19 protein-coding genes are annotated in these 19,730 nt (G+C 76.7%); 12 read left to right on the top strand and 7 right to left on the bottom strand.

Annotation, left to right across the window (positions count from 1 at the left end; translation table 11 throughout):
* Nucleotides 1-959: 959 nt before the first annotated feature.
* Nucleotides 960-1,460 carry a thiol peroxidase gene (tpx, locus tag ACZ7KX_RS38880; RefSeq protein ID WP_396553111.1) on the bottom strand — a complete coding sequence of 167 codons (501 nt, stop codon included), beginning with the start codon at nt 1,458-1,460 and terminating at the stop codon, nt 960-962.
* A gap of 1,495 nt (nt 1,461-2,955) precedes the next feature.
* Here tpx and ACZ7KX_RS38875 point away from each other — a divergent pair.
* Together ACZ7KX_RS38875 and ACZ7KX_RS38870 are read left to right on the top strand one after the other, a co-directional pair.
* Nucleotides 2,956-3,255 (top strand): ArsR/SmtB family transcription factor, encoded by a 300-nt coding sequence (locus ACZ7KX_RS38875; protein ID WP_470330661.1) that lies wholly within the window; start codon nt 2,956-2,958, stop codon nt 3,253-3,255.
* Entirely contained in the window at nt 3,252-3,638 is a 387-nt protein-coding gene (locus ACZ7KX_RS38870; RefSeq protein ID WP_470330660.1) for a VOC family protein, read from the top strand. Before ACZ7KX_RS38875 ends, ACZ7KX_RS38870 begins: the two co-directional genes overlap by 4 nt.
* Nucleotides 3,639-3,657: 19 nt before the next feature.
* Here ACZ7KX_RS38870 and ACZ7KX_RS38865 read toward each other — a convergent pair whose 3' ends face one another.
* Both ACZ7KX_RS38865 and ACZ7KX_RS38860 read right to left on the bottom strand, forming a co-directional pair.
* Nucleotides 3,658-3,978 (bottom strand): hypothetical protein, encoded by a 321-nt coding sequence (locus ACZ7KX_RS38865; protein WP_470330659.1) that lies wholly within the window; start codon nt 3,976-3,978, stop codon nt 3,658-3,660.
* Nucleotides 3,975-4,664, bottom strand: coding sequence for an RNA polymerase sigma factor (locus ACZ7KX_RS38860; RefSeq protein WP_470330663.1), 690 nt, complete (start codon nt 4,662-4,664; stop codon nt 3,975-3,977). Before ACZ7KX_RS38860 ends, ACZ7KX_RS38865 begins: the two co-directional genes overlap by 4 nt.
* A gap of 308 nt (nt 4,665-4,972) precedes the next feature.
* Here ACZ7KX_RS38860 and ACZ7KX_RS38855 point away from each other — a divergent pair, with 308 nt between their 5' ends.
* Nucleotides 4,973-5,716, top strand: coding sequence for an MBL fold metallo-hydrolase (locus ACZ7KX_RS38855; RefSeq protein WP_470330658.1), 744 nt, complete (start codon nt 4,973-4,975; stop codon nt 5,714-5,716).
* A gap of 343 nt (nt 5,717-6,059) precedes the next feature.
* On the opposite strand, the gene ACZ7KX_RS38850 is transcribed toward ACZ7KX_RS38855, so the two are convergent.
* Both ACZ7KX_RS38850 and ACZ7KX_RS38845 read right to left on the bottom strand, forming a co-directional pair.
* Nucleotides 6,060-6,497, bottom strand: coding sequence for a hypothetical protein (locus ACZ7KX_RS38850; protein ID WP_470330657.1), 438 nt, complete (start codon nt 6,495-6,497; stop codon nt 6,060-6,062).
* Nucleotides 6,498-7,163: 666 nt separating this feature from the next.
* Complete coding sequence (locus ACZ7KX_RS38845) at nt 7,164-8,165, bottom strand: phosphotransferase family protein (protein ID WP_470330656.1); 1,002 nt, start codon at nt 8,163-8,165, stop codon at nt 7,164-7,166.
* A 239-nt stretch (nt 8,166-8,404) separates the two neighbouring features.
* Between ACZ7KX_RS38845 and ACZ7KX_RS38840 the strand changes: the two genes are divergently transcribed.
* On the top strand, nt 8,405-9,475 hold the full coding sequence (locus tag ACZ7KX_RS38840) for a zinc-dependent alcohol dehydrogenase family protein (RefSeq protein WP_470330655.1): 1,071 nt from the start codon (nt 8,405-8,407) through the stop codon (nt 9,473-9,475).
* Between the two features lie 109 nt (nt 9,476-9,584).
* Here the strand turns inward: ACZ7KX_RS38840 and ACZ7KX_RS38835 are convergent, their stop codons facing one another.
* Together ACZ7KX_RS38835 and ACZ7KX_RS38830 are read right to left on the bottom strand one after the other, a co-directional pair.
* On the bottom strand, nt 9,585-9,938 hold the full coding sequence (locus ACZ7KX_RS38835) for an ArsR/SmtB family transcription factor (protein WP_470330654.1): 354 nt from the start codon (nt 9,936-9,938) through the stop codon (nt 9,585-9,587).
* A 703-nt stretch (nt 9,939-10,641) separates the two neighbouring features.
* Nucleotides 10,642-11,514 (bottom strand): AfsR/SARP family transcriptional regulator, encoded by an 873-nt coding sequence (locus tag ACZ7KX_RS38830; RefSeq protein ID WP_470330653.1) that lies wholly within the window; start codon nt 11,512-11,514, stop codon nt 10,642-10,644.
* Nucleotides 11,515-12,127: 613 nt separating this feature from the next.
* Between ACZ7KX_RS38830 and ACZ7KX_RS38825 the strand changes: the two genes are divergently transcribed.
* The 8 genes from ACZ7KX_RS38825 to ACZ7KX_RS38790 are packed head-to-tail and all read left to right on the top strand — an operon-like array spanning nt 12,128 to nt 19,728.
* Nucleotides 12,128-13,339: an aminotransferase class I/II-fold pyridoxal phosphate-dependent enzyme gene (locus ACZ7KX_RS38825; protein ID WP_350519310.1), complete on the top strand. Its 1,212-nt coding sequence runs from the start codon at nt 12,128-12,130 to the stop codon at nt 13,337-13,339.
* 38 nt (nt 13,340-13,377) lie between these two features.
* A complete protein-coding gene (locus ACZ7KX_RS38820; protein WP_470330652.1) occupies nt 13,378-14,613 on the top strand; it encodes a beta-ketoacyl-[acyl-carrier-protein] synthase family protein in 1,236 nt (411 codons plus the stop codon).
* The gene (locus tag ACZ7KX_RS38815; RefSeq protein WP_470330651.1) at nt 14,610-15,482 is read left to right on the top strand and encodes a MaoC/PaaZ C-terminal domain-containing protein; all 873 of its coding nucleotides are present in this window, start codon (nt 14,610-14,612) and stop codon (nt 15,480-15,482) included. The genes ACZ7KX_RS38820 and ACZ7KX_RS38815 overlap by 4 nt, the downstream gene beginning before the upstream one ends.
* Before the next feature lie 5 nt (nt 15,483-15,487).
* A complete protein-coding gene (locus ACZ7KX_RS38810) occupies nt 15,488-17,071 on the top strand; it encodes an AMP-binding protein (protein WP_470330650.1) in 1,584 nt (527 codons plus the stop codon).
* A 49-nt stretch (nt 17,072-17,120) separates the two neighbouring features.
* The gene (locus tag ACZ7KX_RS38805; protein ID WP_350519314.1) at nt 17,121-17,390 is read left to right on the top strand and encodes an acyl carrier protein; all 270 of its coding nucleotides are present in this window, start codon (nt 17,121-17,123) and stop codon (nt 17,388-17,390) included.
* A gap of 4 nt (nt 17,391-17,394) precedes the next feature.
* Nucleotides 17,395-18,426 carry a hypothetical protein gene (locus ACZ7KX_RS38800; RefSeq protein WP_470330649.1) on the top strand — a complete coding sequence of 344 codons (1,032 nt, stop codon included), beginning with the start codon at nt 17,395-17,397 and terminating at the stop codon, nt 18,424-18,426.
* A complete protein-coding gene (trpA, locus tag ACZ7KX_RS38795) occupies nt 18,419-19,360 on the top strand; it encodes a tryptophan synthase subunit alpha (RefSeq protein WP_470330648.1) in 942 nt (313 codons plus the stop codon). The genes ACZ7KX_RS38800 and trpA overlap by 8 nt, the downstream gene beginning before the upstream one ends.
* A complete protein-coding gene (locus ACZ7KX_RS38790; RefSeq protein ID WP_350519317.1) occupies nt 19,354-19,728 on the top strand; it encodes an ectoine synthase in 375 nt (124 codons plus the stop codon). Before trpA ends, ACZ7KX_RS38790 begins: the two co-directional genes overlap by 7 nt.
* Nucleotides 19,729-19,730 lie beyond the last annotated feature (2 nt).

Below are 19,730 nucleotides of genomic sequence, written 5' to 3'. Positions count from 1 at the left end.
CGGCAGCCGCCTGATAGCCACACCCAGAACCCCTGGGCGACCCAACCTTACGAATGGCCCGATCAACCCGGCTCAGAAGGTAGAGCCGCCTGACCCCCTTTCGGGGCTGCCCCGACAGGGGCCGCCCCGAAAAGGGGCTGGGGTCGCGGCGGGCCCGGGGGGCGGCCGCCCGGGGCCGTGAGGGGCGCCGCGTGAGGGGTGGCTTCCCCGGGGACGGGGCCGGGGCGGGGCCGGGGCGGGGGAGGGAGCGGGGGTGGTGCGGGTCCTGGGCCTGCCGGGCGGCGGTGCCCTCACCCGCGCGTCGGCGTGTCAGCGCGGCGCTGCGCCCCGCCGGTGCCCCGGAACGGCCCGGGCGGGCACCGGCCCGCTCGCGTCGGACCGCCCGGCAGCCCGCGGCGCCGCGGTGACCGGGGGGCCGGACCGCCCGGCGGGGCCCGGGAGACCCCGTGGCCGTCCCGCCGTCCGCGGTGACGACGACCCGTGGAGCCGCATCCCCGACCCGCCGCTGCCCGTCGTCCTCGGCGCGGACGACGTGCGTCCCCTTCCCCGGGCCGTGCGGGGCGCCCGCACCGGCCGCGAGGCCTCCGGCTCCCGGAGGAGCACCGCGACGGCTTCATCGACGCGCTGCGGCCCGACCACGACCACGACCACGATCTCGACCACGACCTCGGCGGCGACCTCGGCGGCGACGACACCGTCACACCGGTGGTCACCCTCATGGGAGCAGCCGCCTTGACCGGGCAGCCCTGTCGGACCGGAGCCGTCGTCAGGTCACCCGCCCGCCCGGGGCTGCCGCATCCGCCCGGGGCTGCCGCGTCCGGCGGGCGACCCCTGTGGCGGGAGCGGCCGCCTGCACCGGCGGCACGCGGCGGGGCCGCGTTGCGGGGCCGGAACGGGCGCACCCCCGTCCCGGGGCGGGACGGGGGTGCGAGGTGCGCGCGGCAAGCGCGCGGGGCGGCTCAGGCGAGGACGGCGAGCGCGGCCTCGTAGTTCGGCTCGTCCGCGATCTCGGCGACGAGTTCGGTGTGCAGGACGGTGTCGTTCTCGTCGAGGACGACGACGGCGCGGGCGGTCAGGCCCGCCAGCGGGCCGGAGTTGATGGCGACGCCGTAGCTGTCGTGGAAGTCGCGGCCGCGCAGGGTGGAGAGGGTCTTGACGTTGTCCAGGCCCTCGGCGCCGCAGAACCGGGCCTGCGCGAACGGCAGGTCGGCGGAGATGCACAGCACGACGGTGTTGGCCAGCGCGCCGGCCTGGGCGTTGAAGGTGCGCACCGACGTCGCGCAGGTCGGGGTGTCGATGCTGGGGAAGATGTTGAGGACCTTGCGGCTGCCGGCGAAGTCCTTCAGCGAGGCGTCCGCGAGGCCGGCACCGACCAGCGTGAACGCGGGGGCCTGGCTGCCGGCGGCGGGCAGCGCGCCGCCGACCTCGACCGGGTTCCCCTTCAGCGTGACCTGAGCCATGAAAAGCCTCCTACCAGCGGTGTGTCTACGGGTGTGCAACGGCGCCGATCCTACTGCCCGCCCCCGCCCCGCCCACCGGCCGACCAGGGGCTGGACACCCCGCCCGCCCACCGCCCGGACACCCCGCCCGACCCGCCCGCCGGCCGGGGGCCGGCATGCCGCCCGCCTGCTGACTGACTGCCGGCCGGACTTCCCGCCCCTCACACCGGCCGGGCAGGGCTGGATATCCGGCCCGCCCCGACCCGCGGGCCGGCTGCCCGTCGAGCACCCCGCCCATCGGCCGCCCATCGGGCGCACGCCCTGGCCCGCCTGCCGGCCGGCCATCGGGGGGACTTCCCGTCCCGACCCGTCGGCTGACCGAGGGCCGGACGCTGTGCCCGGCCTTCCGGCTGACCGAGGGCCGGGTCCCGCTGCGCCCGCCGGCCGGTCGCCGGTCGGACATCCCGTCGGACCTTTCGGCCGGTCAGGGTGCCGACGCCCGCCAGGCGCGTCGTACGTCGTACGTCGTACGTCGTGCTCCGCGTCGCAGGTTCGCCGCCCGGCCGTGAAGGGGCCGGCACGCCGGGCAGGGACGCCCGACAGGCGGGGGCCGGACACCCACCGCGTGAACCAGTCCGGGGAGTCCCGCAGGGCGCCGTCAGGGCCGGACGGCGGGATCCGTGTCCGGCCGGTGCCCCGCGGCTGCCCCGAGGGGTGTCCGGGGCCACCGCGGGCCGGGCGGGCGGCGCCGGGCGTCACCGAAGCGGCGCGGTCCCGGCCCGACAGGCCCGACAGGCCCGACGGGCCCGACGGGCCCGACGGGCCCGACGGGCCCGACGGGCCCGGTCGAGGACCGGCACGTCGGCAGGCACCGGCAGCGGGCTGCTCCACCCGATGTCGGTCTTGGACGTGACCACGCCGTTGCCGGGGGCGATGCGCGACACCCGGAAGGGTGCGGCGCCGACGGACCGGGCACCGCCCGCGTTGGTCTCGCAGGCCGTGATGACGACCGTCGAGTCGGGCCCGATGACGTTCCGGGGGATCCGGAGGTCGAAGGTCCCGTTGCCCGGCTCCACGTCCACCACGCCCGCCGCACGGCGCCGACGTTGCCGCCGGTCGCCGCGAGGCCCCGGTCGTGGTCGGCGGGCCGTGAACCGTCCGCGATCCGCGGCACCCCGGAGGCGGAAGACTCGGCCGCGGCCGTGACGGCTCCTCGCGCCGGGAGAGCCCCCACCGGCTCTCCGTACACGATGAGTGCCTGTCGGTGTTCGCAGCATCACAATCACTCGTGCGGGTGAACCACCGGCGCGCCTGCACCCCGCCCCCGGCCACGGCCACGGCCACGCCCCCGGCCACGGCCACGGCCCCGGCCCCGGCCCCCGGCCCCCGGCCCCGGCCCCGGCCCCCGGCCCCCGGCCCCCGCCCCGGCCACGGCCCCGGCCCCGGCCCTGCCCGGTTCGTCCGCACCCCCGGGGTGTCCCGTCGGGCAGGCAAGCCGCGGCTTGCCTACGGTGGGGTGGTGACGGACGACGCCCTGTGGAAGGCGCTGGCGGACCCCACCCGCCGCCTCATCCTCGACGAGCTCGCGCGGCGCGAGGGCCAGTCCCTGTTCGAGATCTGCGCACGGCTGGCCTCCCGCCACGCCCTGGGCATCTCCCGCCAGGCGGTCAGCCAGCACCTGGCCGTCCTGGAGGACGCCGGCCTGGTGCGCACCCGCCGCGAGGGCCGCTACAAGTTCCACGACCTGGACACCGGACCGCTGCGGCGCATCACCGCCCGGTGGCTCACGCCCCGCACACCCGAGGAGGCCCCGTGAGGATCAACCTGGCCAGCGTCTTCGTCGACGACCAGGACAAGGCCCTGCGCTTCTACACCGAAGTGCTCGGATTCGTGAAGAAGACCGAGGTCCCCCTCGGCGGCCACAGCTGGCTCACCGTCGTCTCGCCCGAACAGCCCGACGGCACCGAACTCGTCCTGGAACCCGACCGGCACCCCGCGGCCAAGGCCTACGTGGCCGCACTCGCCGCCGACGGCATCCCCGCGACCTCCTTCGCCGTCGACAACGTCCACGCCGAGTACGAGCGGCTGCGCGCCCTGGGCGTGCGCTTCACCCAGGCCCCGCTGGCCCTGGGCCCGGTGACCACCGCCGTCCTCGACGACACCTGCGGCAACCTCATCCAGATCGCCCAGTACCACTGACGACCCCCGCCCGCCCGCGTCAGCGGCCCTGCCCGCCGGAACCGGTGCCGGCGCCGGCACCGGAACCGCTGCCGGGGATCCGGCAGCGCCCGTCGGGGCAGGACGGGTGTGCCCGGCCCAGGGTCAGGACGCGCAGCAGCGTGGCCGTCCAGCACAGCGGGCAGCCGCGCAGCGCGTACAGGCCCGCCGGGGCCAGCAGCAGGCCCGCCGGCCCGAGGACGGGCCACAGGGCCACGGAGGCGGCCAGCGCGCCGAACCCGGCCGCGCCGCGCGCCAGGTGACGGGGCAGCGAGGGGACACCGGCGCCCGCGCGGGCGCCGGTCTTCACCGTCCGGTTCACCGCGCCCGCCCGCCCGCCGCCACCGGCACCGCCGAGGCCGCCGCCGCGGCCACTGCGGCCGTCACGGGCACGGGCACGGGCGGGGGCGTGGTGGTCAGGGCGTGGCGCAGGGCGGCGCGGGCGCGGTGCAGACGGGACTTCATCGCGCCCTGCCCGATGCCGAGTTCCTCGGCGACCGCCCGACCGCTGCGGCCCTGCACGTCGCGCAGGACCAGCACGCGGCGCTGGTCGCCCGGCAGCGCGGCGATCGCCTGCGCGATCCGGTGCGCCTCCAGACGCCGCAGCGCCTCCTCCTCCGCCGAGGCCCACCCCGCCGGCCCGCCGCACCCGTCCTGCCCGCCGCCCGCGCCGGCCCCGTTCTCCCGGCCGTCCCCGTCCTGCCCGCCGGCCGCGCCGGCCGTGTGCCCCGGCGGATGGTCGCGCAGCACCGCGCGGGCACGGCGCAGGCACTCGTTGCGCACGATGCGGAACATCCACGACGCCAGCGCCGTGGAGGCCCGCAGCATGCCGATCCGCCGGTACAGCACGATCAGCGCCTCCTGCGCCGCGTCCTCGGCGTCCTCCCGGCCCGCGCACAGCGAGTGCGCGAAGCGCCGCACATGGGGGTGAGCGGCCGTCACCAGCGCGGCCAGCGCCTGGGCGTCACCGCCCTGCGCGGCGACGACCAGCCCCTCACCCGGCCACACACCACCCCCGCCCCCGGCTGCCTCCCAGGCCCTCACGCCGTCAACGCCCCGGGCCGCACCGCCGTCCACGCGCTCAGCCACGCCCGCCGCCCCGCCTGCGCCCGAACACGAACACGCAGGCGCACACCAGCACCGCGCCCACCGCCACACCCACACCGACGACCACAACGACCTCCCACACAAGGGGCTCCCGCCCACCGGGCACCACACCCGGGGACCCACACACGGCCCCGGCAACGCACCGGGCCCGCCCATAAGAGGCAGCCCGGCCCCGAAAGGATTCACCCCGCCTGTGAGAGCATCACCCGGTGAGCCGACTCACCGTCCTGGGAACCAGCGCCGCCCACCCCGAAGCGGACCGGGCCGCCAGCGGCTTCCTCCTCGAACACGACGGCTACCGCCTCGCCCTCGACCTCGGCTACGCCACCTTCCCCCGCCTGCTCCGGCACACCGCCGCCACCGGCCTGGACGCCGTCGTCATCACCCACGAACACCCCGACCACTGCGCCGACCTCAGCGCCCTGTGCCGCGCCCGCTACTTCACCACCCCCCGCCCGCCCCGCCTGCCCCTGTACTGCACCCCCGGCGTCGTCACCCGCGTCCAGGCCATGGAACCCACCGAAGACCTGAACGACGTCTTCGACATCCACCCCCTGCCCACCGCCGCCACCGCCACCCACCGCCTGGGCCCGCTGCGCCTGGACACCGCGCCGCTGCCCCACCACGTCCCGCACGCGGGCGTGCGCCTGAGCGCCCCGGGCCTGACCCTCGCCTACAGCGGCGACGCGGGCCCCGGCCCGGCACTGGCCGAACTCGCCGCCGGCGCCGACCTGTTCATCGCCGGCGCCACCACGTGCGGCTGCGACCCCGACGACCCGTACCTGCTCAGCGCCGCCCAGGCCGGGCAGTGGGCCGAACGCGCCGGCGCCGCCCGGCTCCTGCTCACCCACTTCTGGCCCGGCACCGACCGCGCCCAGGCGCTCGCCGAGGCCCGCCGCACCTTCACCGGCGACGTCACCGCCGCCGAGGAGGACCTCCGGCTGCACCTGTGAGTGGCCCGGGCGGCCCGGGCGGCCCGGGCCCGGCCGAAGGCGCTCACCGTACGGGCGGCCGCCCGCGCTCCGGCCCCCGGCCCGGGGGTGCGCGCCGGGCCTCCGGTCCGGGACACCGCACGGGAGCGCTGTCATGCCCGGCCGCTTCGGGGGCCGGGTGCGCAGGAAGCCGGCGGGGCCGACTTCCCGTGCCACAGGGGGGAGGGACGCGGCGGGCCGGCGGGACAGGTGGCGGAAGCAGCGCTCCTCCCTCACACGCCGCTGCCGGTGCCGGTGTTCGGTGCCCGGTCCTGCGGGCCGTGGCGGTGCGCCGCCCGTGGGCGTCCGCCTCGCCCCCACCGGGTCAGTCCCCGGTGACGCCCCAGAAGCACAGCCCCACCGCCCGGCCGCCGTCCCCGTGGACCGCGGTGCAGCAGCCCGAGCCGCGCCCGAACGGCGGGAACCACCCGTCCCCGGCCCGCGCCAGGGCCGGCTCCACCGCCTCCCGCGAGGGCCGCGGCGTCCCGAACAGCTCCACCGCCTCCGCCCCCTCGACCACCCGCACCTCACCGGCCCCCTCGGTGTCCGCCTCGCAGCGCACCACCCACCGGACGTCGAGCACCGAATGCGCGCCGCCCTCCTCCTCCAGCACCCCGCCCGCGTCCGGCTCGGCCAGCGACGCCACCCCCAGCTCCCGCCAGTACCCGGCGCCCCGCGCGAACACCTCCTCGCGCAGGGCCTCCAGCGCCCGCTGCTCCTGCGCCTGCCACGGCGTGACGTACGACCAGCTGCTCGCTCCCATGACGGGCGACCCTAACCCCCAGGCCCGACAGCCGACCGCCCCCCGGGGGAGCCCGCTTTCCCGCCGGCGCGAGGGTCCGTCCACCTGCTCCGGCGACGGGCAGCCGGCCGGGGCCCGGGCACACCCACCGGCGGGGAACAGCCGCCGCAGCCTCCGCGTCCGACCGCAGGCGGCGGCCTGCAGCCCGAACCGCGGGAACCACGACGCCGCCCCGCCCACCCCGGCACCGCCCGCCCGGGGAAACCGCCCCCGGCCGGCCGCGGCCGAAGAACCGGCGCAGACCCGCGAGCAGACGTACCGGCAACGCGCCGGGCGCCCGGGAGCCGGACACGTGGGCGCCGTTTCTCGGTGCGCGCCGGTGCGCGCCGGCGGGCGCACCCGGCCGCAGACCCGGTGCGCGAGGACCGTGCCCGCTGTGTCCGCCGTGCCCGCCACCTGCCCGGCACCTGCCCGGCACCTGCCCGGACCAGGACACCCCTCCGGCGAGCGCAGCCCGCACCCGCCTCGCGCGCTGCGCCGGCGGCCCGCCGCGGTGGCACTGCCGCGAAGACCCGTTGCCACGCGCCGTCGACGCCCCCGGCACCGTCCGGGTGCCGGGGCGTGTGGGGCTGCCCGCCGTGCTCCGTGCGCGGGGCCGGCCCGGGGGCTTCGTGGGGTGGTGGGGTGTCAGGCGTAGAGGTCGAACAGGGCCTGCAGGTAGTCCTCCAGGCGGGCGGTCAGCAGGGCCGGGGTCAGGTCGGTGCGGCCCAGTTCGCGCCAGGGGACGGCGACCTTCTCGGCGTCGGGGGCGAAGGCGAGGGCGTCCAGCAGGCGCCAGTACAGGTGGTCGCTCCCCTCGGCGAGGGGGGTGCCGCCGGCCGCGCGGTAGCGCTCGGCGAAGGCCAGGCCGGCGGCCGGGCCGTGGAGCAGGGCCAGGGCGGTGGAGCAGTGGGCGACGTCCAGGTCCGCCGGGCCCCAGGAGGTCTCCACCCAGTCGACGACCCCGCTGACCGCGAGGGTGTCACCGGCGCCGGTGAACAGCACGTTGCCCGGGTGGAAGTCGCGGTGCAGGAAGCACCCCCTGAACGCGGGCGCCTCGCGGCCGATCGCCTCCACCGCCCGCGCCCACAGCCCGCGGCGCCCGGTGCCCTCGGGCACGCGCACCAGGCCGGGAGCCGTCCACGCCTGCCAGGTGCGCGGGCGCTGCCCGCGGGGCACCGGCAGGGCGTGGACGGCGGCGAGCTGGGCGGCCAGCAGGTCCGCGCGCCGCGGGGCGTCCGCGTCCTGGGCGACCCGCACGCTGCCGGGCAGGCGGGTCATCACCAGCGACGGGTGGTCGCACGCCCGGCCGTCCCCGTCGAGGGCGACCAGGCGCGCGGCCGGCACGCCCGCGCCCTCCAGCAGGCGCAGCACGCCCGCCTCGCGGGCCAGCAGGGCCGGGGCGTGGCGGCGGTAGAACGGCGTGACGAAGGACCGCAGCACCAGCGCGTACGGCGCCTGGCCGTCCGGGCGTTCGACGTCCAGGCGGCGCATCCGGGAGGTCCACCCGCCCTTGAGCGGTGTCACCGCCGTGATCCGCTCGCCGGGTGCCAGCGCCCGCCCGGCCCAGCGCAGGGTCGCGGCCCAGCCCGGGCCGCCGTCGGTGTCTTCGCCGGTGCTGCCGTCGGTGCCGCCGTCGTTTCCGATCACGGGCCCAGAGCCTACGCCCCGGCCCGCGGCCCCGGTCGCGGGCCGGGCCGCCTGCAGCACCCGGCGCCGGCGCGGCCAAGGAGTGACAGCGGCCCAACTCCCTTGCAACCGCCGGAAGCTGACCGTTATTCCGATGACGGTCGACGTTTGACAGGGCGGTGCGGGCACGGCTTGGGTGGGGGAGCGGACGCGACGCCGGCTCCGCACCGTAGGACCGCCACGAGCAGGGGAGGGACGCCATGCCCAGGACCGTCGTCTTCGAGACCACCGGCGGACCGGAGGTCCTGTCCGTGCGCGAGTGCCCGCTGCCCGAACCAGGGCCCGGCGAACTGCGCCTGCGCGTCGCCGCGATCGGCCTCAACCGCGCCGAGGCGCTCTTCCGCGCCGGCACCTACCTCGAACACCCCGCCCTGCCCGCCACCCTCGGCTACGAGGCCTCCGGCACCGTGGAGGCCCTCGGCGACGGCGTCACCGGCTTCGCCGTCGGCGACCGGGTCGACACCGTGCCCGCCTTCGACCTCAACGACTACGGCGTCCACGGCACCCACGTCCTCGTGCCCGCCCGCGCCGCCGTCCACCGCCCCCGCGGCCTCACCCCCGTCCAGGGCGCCGCCGTGTGGATGTCCTACCTCACCGCCTACGGCGCCCTCGCCGAGGACGGCCACCTGCGCCCCGGCGACCACGTCCTGCTCACCGCCGCCGCCTCCGGCGTCGGCCTCGCCGCGATCCGCACCGCCCGGCGCCTGGGCGCGATCCCCATCGCCACCACCCGCACCCGCGCCAAGGTCCCCCGCCTCCTGCAGGCCGGCGCCGCCGACGTCGTCGTCACCGGCGAACAGGACCTCCTCGAACGCGTCGGCGCCGCCACCGGCGGACACGGCGTGCGCACCGTCTTCGACCCCGTCGCCGGACCCGGCGTCCTCACCCTCGCCCGCACCCTCGCCCCCGGCGGGCGCCTGATCGTCTACGGCCGCCTCGACCCGCGCGACACCCCCCTGCCCGGCCAGGACACCTTCGCCCCCGTCACCAGCCGCTTCTACTCCATGCACGAGGTCACCCGCGACGACGAACGCCTGCGCCGCGCCCGCGCGTTCGTCACCGCGGGCCTGGCCGACGGCACCTTCACGCCCGCCGTCGACCGCGTCTTCGAAGGCCTCGACACCATCGCCGAGGCCCACCGCTACCTGGAAGCCGGCACCCAGACGGGCAAGATCGTCATCACCGTGGACGACACCGCGCACGACAGCGCGCACGACAGTGCGGACGACCCCGCGCACGGCACGCCGGCGGACGGCGGCGCGGCGGGCTGACCCCGCGTCACCGCACGGCCGAACGCGCCCGGGCCCGCGGCACGGACCGTGCCGCGGGCCGGGAACGCGAACCGGTGCCGGCAGGGCCCGGCGCCGGAAGGGAGCGGTGTCAGGACGGCGCGGTGTCCAGCACCTCCGCGTCCGCGGCGGCCACCACCGCCGACAGCAGACCCGGGAAACGCCGCTCCAGCTCCTCGCTGCGCAGCGCGTTCATCTTGGTCGTGCCCACGTAGTACTGGCGCAGCAGCCCCGCCTCGCGCAGCACGCTGAAGTGGTGGCTGGAGGTCGAACGCCCGACCGGCAGGTCGAAGGAACCGCAACTCAAGTCCGCCCGGGAGTGCGCGAGCGTGCGTACCACCGACCTGCGGGCCGGATCAGCGAGCGCCTCCAGCACCTGCTGGACGCTCACGTCCTCCACACCAGGGTGCACGATCACCCGCGCCGCCACGCGTGCCCGTCCCACACCCACCACCCCTTCCCAACGCTCGACCCCCGTCCGTCCGATGGTCAAAGACCGCGCCGTGCACGCGACTTCACGCCCCGACGCTACTACGGCAAGGCCGTCTGCCACGCCCACCGCAACACCTCCGCAACACGCCCCGGGGCAGGACAGGCAAGGCCGCACCCGCCCGCACGCCGGGCCCGCACACCCCGCCGGCCGGGCGCGCCCGGCGGCTCACCGCACCCCGGGAGCGCCGCCCGGCCCCACCGCGCGCCCGCCGGTGCGCCGGGCAGGCCCCGCGCAGGAAGCACAGCCGCACCGGAGCCGGCACGCGGCGCGGACGGGGCGGACGGGGCGGACGGGGCAGCGGAGGGAGGGCGGGGAGAAACGGAGGGAGGGCGGGAGAAGAAGAGGGAGGGCGGGGGAGAAGGGGGCGCTTGCGCAGCCGGAGTGGGGGGAGAAGTGAGCGGGGCCGGCCGCGTGTGCTCCCTGCAGCCCCCGCCAGGAAGCGGGTTGGGCGTGCACGAGGGCCAGAGGACGCCGCCCCGCCCCCGCCCCCCCGCGCGCGGGAGCGGACGGGCGGCGCCGCGCGGCCCCCGGCGTCCCGTGGCCGGGGCGCGAGGGAGAGGGGAGGGGAGGAGGGCCGTCCGCCGGGCCGCGGGGCCGCGGGGCCGCCCGTCCCCTCCCGGGGTGGGGGCGGGGGCGGGGGCGGACGGCCCGCGGGTCAGGCGGCGCGCACCGGGGTGGGGGCCGGGCGCGGCAGGCGGACGAGGGCGAGGGGCTCGAAGATGCCCATCAGCACCGGGTCCACCGGGCGCACCGCCGCCGGGGCGGGCGGCGCCGGGGTCGGGGTGCGCAGCAGCGCGAGGTAGAGCTCCTGGGTCTCGGAGGCCGGGTCGATGCCCAGCTCCTCGGCCAGCACCTGGCGCAGCTGCTGGTAGCAGCGCAGCGCCTCCGCGCGGTTGCCGGAGGCGGCCAGCGCCTCCATGCGGCAGCGGTAGGCGCTCTCGCGGAACGGGGCGCGGCGCACCGCCTCGTCGGCCCAGCGCAGCGCGTGGTGCTCCTCGCCGAGCGCGGAGGCCGCCAGGCTCGCGGTCTCCAGCGCGCTGATCCGCAGCTCCTCCACGTGCTCGCGCACCCCCTGGGCCCACTCGCCCTCGTGGTCGGGCAGGAACGCCCCGCGCAGGTTCGCCAGCGCCCCGGCGGCCAGCTGCTGCGCCACCGCGTGGCTGCCCGCGGCCAGCGCCTCCCCGGCCTCGCCGACCGCGGACGCGGCGGCCTCCAGGTCCACGGCCGCGTCCGCCGGCAGGCGCAGCACGTAGCGGCCGCCCTGGGCGATCAGCGGGGTCGCGCCCGGGCCCTGGCCCGGGTCGGTGACGAAGGCCCGCACCCGGCTCACCACGCTGCGCAGCGCCGAGGCCCAGGTGTCGGGCAGCCCGTCGGGCCAGATGGTGTCGGCCAGTTGGTCGCGGCTGGTGCCGCCGGAGCGCTCCAGCACCAGGCGGGCGAACGCCACCTGGGCCTGGGCGCTGGACAGGTGCTGCGGGGCACCGTCCTCGTGCTCGATCGCGACCAGACCGGTGAGGCGGATCAGCATCGCCGCGCCCCCGATCTGCCGGACGGACTGTCTTCCCTGAAGCCGTTCAACGTAGCTCCAACCCCCCTTGAGCCAAAGCGGAAGTGACGGCCCGTGCCGGGCCGTCGGCATGGGAAACCCGGAACAGAACAAATATCCGCCGACCAGCCGTTCGGTTTCGGCGGATTTTGACCATACATTCGCTGCGAGGCGCGGTGTCAACACCGGCCGCGAAAACATACCCGCCGGCCGGTCGATGCGTCGTGGACGCAAGGTTTCCGCACGTCAGAGCGGAACCGCAGGCCGGCGAAGCGCCTATTGCGGATGCCTTGCGCATCCTGCCGTAGAAATGTAGCCATCCTTGAGCACCCCGCGTGAACGCTTCGAGAAAGCCCGCCCGAAGCCGCCCCGGACCCCGAACACCCCGGCCCCGACCGGAAAGCAACCGGAAGCAGCCGGAAAAAAACCGGACCGAAACCGGAAGCGAACCCGGAAACCGGCAGGCCCGGAAACGGAAACCGGGAATCCGGGAATCCGGGAATCCGCGAAAGCCGTCCAGCACCCCCCGCACCCCGCGCAGCCCCGCAAACCGCGACAGCCGCGACAGCCGTGAAGCCGTGAAGGAGAAACGCCCGTGAACGCCACCGGAGCATGGGACCGCCTGGAGCCGAAGCTCGCCGCAACGAACGCCCGGGTGGCCGCACTGGAGTCCGACCCCTCCCGGCGCAACAGCTTCGTCGCCTACACCATGGAACGCGACAGCGCCTACTGCGACCTCGACGGCGAGCGCCTGCTCATGATGTCCGGCTACAGCTACCTCGGCCTGGCCGGCGACGAGCGCGTGGTGGCCGCCGCCAAGGCCGCCGTCGACGTCTACGGCACCGGCAACCACGGCGTGCGCGCCCTGGCCGGCACCATCCCCCTGCACGAGGAACTCGAAGCCGAGGTCGCCCGCTTCGCCCGCCGCGAACGCGCCCTGGTCTTCGGCTCCGGCTACGCCGCCAACGTCGGCACCGTCGGCGCCCTCGTCGGCCAGGGCGACACCGTCCTGATCGACAAGTACGACCACGCCTCCATCGTCGACGGCTGCCGCCTCTCGGGTGCCACCGTCACCCGCTTCCGCCACAACGACGTCGAGCACCTGGAGCGCCGCCTCAAGGCCGCCTCCCCCACCGGCGTGCGCCTGGTCATCGTCGACAGCGTCTACTCCATGGACGGCGACATCGCCCCCCTGCCCGAACTGCGCGAGGTCTGCGACCGCTACGACGCCCTCCTCATGGTCGACGAGGCCCACGCCCTGGGCGTCATCGGCAAGACCGGCGGCGGCATCGAGGAGCACTTCGACCACAAGGTCCGCGTCGACGTCAAGCTCGGCACCCTCTCCAAGGCCATCCCCTCCATGGGCGGCTGGATCGCCGGCAGCCACGACCTCATCGGCCACCTGCGCTACGCCGCCCGCCCGTTCCTGTTCTCCGCCGCCCTCGGCCCCGCCCAGACCGGCGCCGCCCTGGAATCCCTGCGCATCCTGCGCCGCGAACCCGAGCGCGTCACCCACACCCAGGTCCAGGCCCAGCGCCTGCGCGAGCGCCTGAACGCCGCCGGCATCTCCACCATGGACTCCACCACCGCCGTGCTGCCCGTCATCGCCGGCTCCGACGACGCCGCCTACGACTACGCCACCGCCTGCCGCAAGGCCGGCGTCATCGGCCTGCCCGTCGTCACCCCCGCCGTGCCCAACGACCTCGCCCGGCTGCGCATCGCCGTCACCGCCCGTCACACCGCCGCCGACATCGACTTCGCCGCCGACGCGTTCCTGACCGCCGCCGCCCAGACCGGCCTGATCTGAGCCCCCGCCACCACCCGGCCCGCAGAGGAGAGGACGCCATGGCCCCGCACACCCGCCCCCCGATCGCCGTCACCGGCCTCGGCGTGGTCAGCCCCGCCGGCCACACCGTCCAGGAGTTCTGGCACACCGTCGCCTCCGGACGCTCCACCGCCACCGCCCTGACCGACCCGGCCCTGGCCCGCCACCGGGTACGCCTGGGCTGCCGCGTGAGCGCCCTGCCCGCCGACGGGCCCGTGCCCGCCAAGGACGCCCGCCGCCTGGACCCCTTCGCCCACTACGGCACCCTGGCCGCCCTGGCCGCCCACGCCGACGCCGGAAGCCCCCGGCCCGAACCCGGGCGCAGCGCCATCGTCGTCGGCAACGCGGTCGGCGGGCGCACCACCAGCGACCGCGAATCCGCCCTCTACACCGAGCACGGGCCGCTGCGCGTCTCGCCGCTGATGCCGCTGGTCACCATGCCCAACGCAGCCGCAGCGCAGATCGCCATGCGCCTGGCGTGGAGCGGCCCGGCGCTGACGATCGCCACCACCTGCGCCTCCAGCGCGGACGCGATCGGCCACGCCGCCCTGCTCCTGGAGACCCACCGCGCGGACGTCGTCATCGCCGGCGGCTGCGAGGCCACCCTCACCCCGGTCACCCTCGCCGCGTTCGGCAACCTCGGCGCGCACTCCCAGCGCAACGACGACCCCGCCCGCGCCTCACGGCCCTTCGACACCGAACGCGACGGCTTCGTGATGGGCGAAGGCGCCGGCTTCCTCGTCCTGGAACGCCTGGACGACGCCCGCGCCCGCGGCCGCACCCCCCACGCGCTGCTCGCCGGGTACGGCTCCAGCTCCGACGCCTACCACCTGTCCAACCCGCGTCCCGACGGCGCCGGCGCGGTCGCCGCGATGCGCGCCGCCCTCGCCGACGCCGGCCTGAGCCCGGCCGACATCGCCCACGTCAACGCCCACGGCACCTCCACCGTGCACAACGACCGGGCCGAAGCCGCCGCGCTGCGCACCGTGTTCGGCCCGCACGCCGTGCCGGTCACCTCCACCAAGGGCGCCATCGGCCACCTGATCGGCGCCGCCGGGGCCGTCGAGCTGATCGCCGCCGTCCAGGCCATGAACACCCGCACCGTCCCTCCCACCGCCAACCACGAGAAGACCGAAGAGGGCCTGGACCTCGACGTCGTCCACACCGCACCCCGCCCCATCCGAAGCGGCGCGGCGCTGTCCAACTCGTTCGGCTTCGGCGGCCACAACTCGACCCTGGTGGTGACCCCGCTATGACCACGCCCGCCCCCGCGACCGCCCCCGCCCCCGCGACCGCCCCGGCCCCCGCGCCCGCAGCGCGCACCCGCCTGACCGTCACCGCCGGCGACCTGGCCGCCTACCGCGCCGCCGCCCGCACCGCCCTGCCCGCCCCCGACGGCGCCGGCGCGGCGAGCCCCGCCCACCCCTTCGTCGCCGCCCACGCCCTGGCCCAGCACACCGTCACCGCCCTGACCGCCGGCGACGACGGCTTCACCGGCGTGGTCCACCTCGCCCAGGAGATCCGCACCCACACCCCCCTGGCCCCGGGCGAGGTGGACGTCAGCGTCGAACTCACCGCGGTACGCCGCGAAGCCCGCGGCACCCGCCTGGCCCTGACCACCCGCATCACCGACGCCGCCACCGCCACCCCCATCGCCGACCTCGACACCTCCGCCCTGCTGGTCGGCGCCACCCGCACCGAGGCCCGCGGCACCCTCACCCCCGCCGCCCACCCCGGCACCACCCCCGACGGCGAACCCCTCACCCTCACCCACACCCTCACCGCCGCCGACACCACCGCCTACGCGAACGCCTCCGGCGACCTCAACCCCATCCACCTCGACGACACCGCCGCCCGGGCAGCCGGCTTCCCCGCCGCCATCGCCCACGGCATGCACCTCGTCGCCCTGGCCGCCGAGGAGATCACCGACCGCCACGCCGGCGGCGACCCCTCCCGCGTGACCGCCCTCGGCGCCCGCTTCGCCGCCCCCACCCTCCACGGCACCGAGCTGCGCCTGACGCTGCAGCCCTACGACGGCGCCACGGTGGTGCGCTTCACGATCGCCACCGACGCGGGCACCGCGGTCAAGGCCGGCTGGGCGCGGATCGCGCCGGCGGGGGAGTGACCCCGATGACCACCCACGCCACCGCCACCGAGGCCGCCACCGGCACAGCCACCGCCGCCACCGAGGCCGCCACCGGCACAGCCACCGCCGCCACCGAGGCCGCGACCGCCGCCGCCGAGGCCGCGCTGGCCCCGGTGCCGCTGCCCGACGCGTTCACCGCCCACGCCCGCACCCGGCCCCACGCCCCGGCCCTGCTGTGGCACGAGCGCACCGTCTCCTACGGCGAACTCGCCCGCCTCGCCGACGCCGAACGCGAGCGCCTGGCCGCCCTCGACCTGGCACCCGGGGAACCGGTGGGCCTGCTCGCCGTCAAGTCACCCGAGGCCGTCGCCCTGGTCCTGGCCTGCCTGATGGAGCGCCGCCCCTTCCTGCTGCCCTCCCCGCAGCTCGCCCCGGCGCTGCTGGCCGCCCTGTTCGCCCAGGCCGGCGCCCGCCGCCTGCTCGCCCCCCGCGGCCAGGACACCCCCGCCCTGCCCGCCCTCGCCCACACCGCCCCGCGGCCCACCCTCGCCGCCGGCACCTCGTTCATGCTCACCACCTCCGGCTCCACCGACCTGCCCAAGATCGTCCCCCTCGCGCAGGGCGCCGTCGACCGCTTCACCGCCTGGGCCCACGACACCTTCGACCTCGGCCCCGGCCGCGTCGTGGCCAACTACGCCCCGCTGAACTTCGACCTCGCCCTGCTCGACGTGTGGGCCACCCTCGCCGCCGGCGGCACCTGCCTGCTCATCGACCCCGCCCACGCGCTCAACGCCCGCCACCTGCTCGCCCAGCTCACCCGCCACCGCCCGCACGTCATGCAGGCCGTCCCCCTGGCCTGGGCCCTGCTCCTGCAGGCCGCCGGCACCGCCGCCCTGGACAGCGTCGAACACGCCGCGTTCACCGGCGACGCCATCGACGCCCGCACCCTCGCAGCCCTGCCCGCCCTGCTGCCCGCCGCCCGCCTCTACAACATCTACGGCTGCACCGAGACCAACGACAGCTTCCTGCACCCCCTGGACCGCCTGGACGCCGCCGCCGCCCTGCCCGTGCCCATCGGCCGCCCGCTGCCCGGAGTGCGCACCCTCATCGCCACCCCCGACGGCACCCCCCTCGACGGCCCCGGCAGCGGCGAACTGTACGTCTCCACCCCCTTCCAGGCCGCCGGCTACCTCGACCGCTCCCGCGACACCGGCCGCTTCACCACCCAGCCCGAAGGCGCCGGCCCCGGACGGCGCTGGTTCCGCACCGGCGACCTCGTCACCCGCGACGAACAGGGCCGCGTCCACCTCACCGGCCGCTCCGACTTCCAGGTCAAGGTCCGCGGCGTCGCCGTCAACACCGCCGAGATCGAACGCGTCCTGCTCACCCACCCCGAGGTCCTGGAAGCCGCCGTCGCCGCCGCGAGCGACCCGCTGACCGGCAAACGCCTGCACGCCGCCGTCCAGCGCACCCCCGGCTCCACCCTCAACACCCTCACCCTGCGCGAGCACCTGGCCCGCAACCTGCCGCGCGCCGCCGTCCCCGAGAAGCTCGCCATCCACGACGAGCCCCTGCCCAAGACGGCCACCGGCAAGATCGACCGCAAGGCCGTCCTGCCCACCCCCTGAACCACCCATCCCTGTCCCGATTCCTCAACCACACAAGGGAGTTGCCACCATGAGCAACATCACCCAGATCAAGCGGTTCCTCATCGAGGAGTTCCTGCCCGACGTCACCCCCGAGCAGCTCGCCGACGACCACGACCTGCTCTCCGACGGCGTCATCGACAGCCTCGGCGTCCTCAAGCTCATCGCCTGGGTCGAGGACCACTTCTCCCTGCCCGTCGACGACACCGACCTGGACCCGAACAACTTCCGCTCGGTCGCCGCCATCGACGCCTTCATCACCGAGCGCCGCGCCGCGGCCAGCGCCACGGTGGGCGGCTGATCCCATGCACCCGGCCCTCACCGCACTCCTCGCCGGCCGCCCGGTACCCCTGGAAGCCTGGCGCACGTGGTGGGACCAGCTGGAGCAACGCACCCTGGGCCCGGCCCGCGACAGCGACCGGGCCCAGGCGGCGGCCCTGCTGGCCAGCCTCACCACCCGCCTGCCCGAGCCCGCGACCCTCGCCGCCCTCACCACCTCCCTCACCGAACGCGCCCCCGACCCCGGCCCCGCCCACCCGGCCAGCGTCAACATCGTCGGCACCGGCGGCGGACCCGCCACCTTCAACCTCTCCACCGCCGCCGCCCTGACCGCCGCCGCCATGGGCATCCCCGTCGTCAAAACCGGCTCACGCGCCTACACCAGCGCCGCCGGCTCCGTCGACCTCCTCGAACGCCTGGGCATCACCCTCACCTCCGGCCACGCCGCCACCGCCGACCACCTCGCCCGCCACGGCATCGCCTTCGCCGGCCCCCACGTCTACCCGCCGGCCCTCACCCGCCTGGCCCGCATCCTCTACCCCCTCACCCTCAAACCCTTCGGCGCCTTCCTCAACACCCTCGGCCCGCTGCTCGCCACCGTCCCCGTCACCGCCCAGCTCACCGGCGCCTCCGCCACCGCCCCGCTGGACGCCCTGCGCACCCTCGCCGCCCGCACCGCCACCCGCACCGTGTGGCTGGCCCACAACAGCGCCGGCGCCGACGAGCTCCTGCCGTTCGCCGACAACACCCTCCACACCCCCGACGGCGCCATCCACCTGCCCGCCGGATCCGTCGCCCCCGACACCGGCACCCTCGCCGACCTCGCGCCGCACCCCGACGACCTCACCGGCCACTTCCTGCGCGCCCTCAGCGCCCAGGCCGGCGACACCGCCACCCACACCATCGCGCTCAACGCCGCCGCCCTCGCCCTCGCCTCCGGCCGCCACACCCGCTGGGCGACCGCCTACACCACCGCCCTGGACGCCCTCGCCGACGGCGCCCCCCGCGCCCTCGCCGAACGCCTGCGCGCCCGCCCCCGGGAGGCAGCCGGTGTCTGAACCCCTCTTCCCCGACGGCGGCCAGGGCCTCGCGGTCTTCCTCAACGCCGGCGACCCCGCCGGGCGCCTCGCCGACCTCGCCCACATGCTCGACGCCCACGGCACCGACGTCCTCGAACTCGCCGTCCCCTTCCCCAACTCGCCCACCGACGGCCCCGTCATCCGCCGCTCCGCCGCCCGCGCCCTCGACGCCGGCACCACCCTGGACACCGTCCTCGCCGAACTCGCCGACCTCACCCCGCACCTCACCCGCCTCAAGGTCGTCCTGCTCGCCGACTGGAGCCACAGCCTGCGCCACCGCGACCCCGCCGCCACCGCCCGCGCCATCACCCGCGCCGGAGCCGCCGCCCTCCTCGTCCACGCCCTGCCCCCACGGGTACGCCCCGCCTGGCAGCAGGCCCTGCACGACGAAGGCCTCCCGCAGGTCACCACCTGCTACCCCGCCTCCACACCCGAGGTCCTCACCGCCGCCGCCCACGGCGCCGCCGGCGCCTACGTCTACCTCGTCGCCCACTACGGCCGCTCCGGCACCACCCCCGCCCACGGCCACCGCGCCCTCGCCGACACCGTCACCGCCCTGCGCACCGCCGCCCCCACCACCCCCGTCGCCGTCGGCTTCGGCGTCAAGACCCCCGCCGACCTCGCGGCCGTCGCCGACAGCGGCGCCCACGCCGCCATCGTCGGCTCCGCCGCCGTCGCCCGCATCGAACACGCCCACACCGAAGGCCTCGACCCCGTCGAGGAGTTGCGCGCCTTCCTCACCGACCTCCGCCCCACCCGTCCCCCACAGCCGGACGCACCCGGCGGACGCACCACCGCCCACAGCACCACCAGCACCAGCACCGGCACCACCAGCACCAGCACCGGCACCACCGGCACCACCACCCTCACCCCCGCCAGCACCACCACCCGAGAGGAACAACCGGCATGCTGATCCGCGACATCGCCGACGTGAAGACCGTCGAGTGGGGCAACGGCCTGTCCCGCCGCTTCCTGGTGGCCAGCGACGGCCTCGGCTACAGCCTCACCGACACCATCGTCAACGCCGGCACCAAGTCCCGCCTGGAGTACCGCAACCACCTGGAGGCCTGCTACTGCATCGCCGGCTCCGGCGAGGTCATCGACATGGACGGCAACTCCCACCCCATCACCCCCGGCCGCCTGTACGCCCTCGACGAGCACGACGCCCACTACCTGGTCGCGAGCCCCCACGAGGACCTGCGCCTGGTCTGCGTCTTCTCCCCGGCCCTGCGCGGCGACGAGGTCCACCAGCTCGACGCCCACAACTCCTCCGCCTACTAACG

It is taken from the genome of Kitasatospora sp. NPDC038210, assembly GCF_055600605.1.
This window is presented reverse-complemented; position numbering and strand designations above follow the sequence as displayed.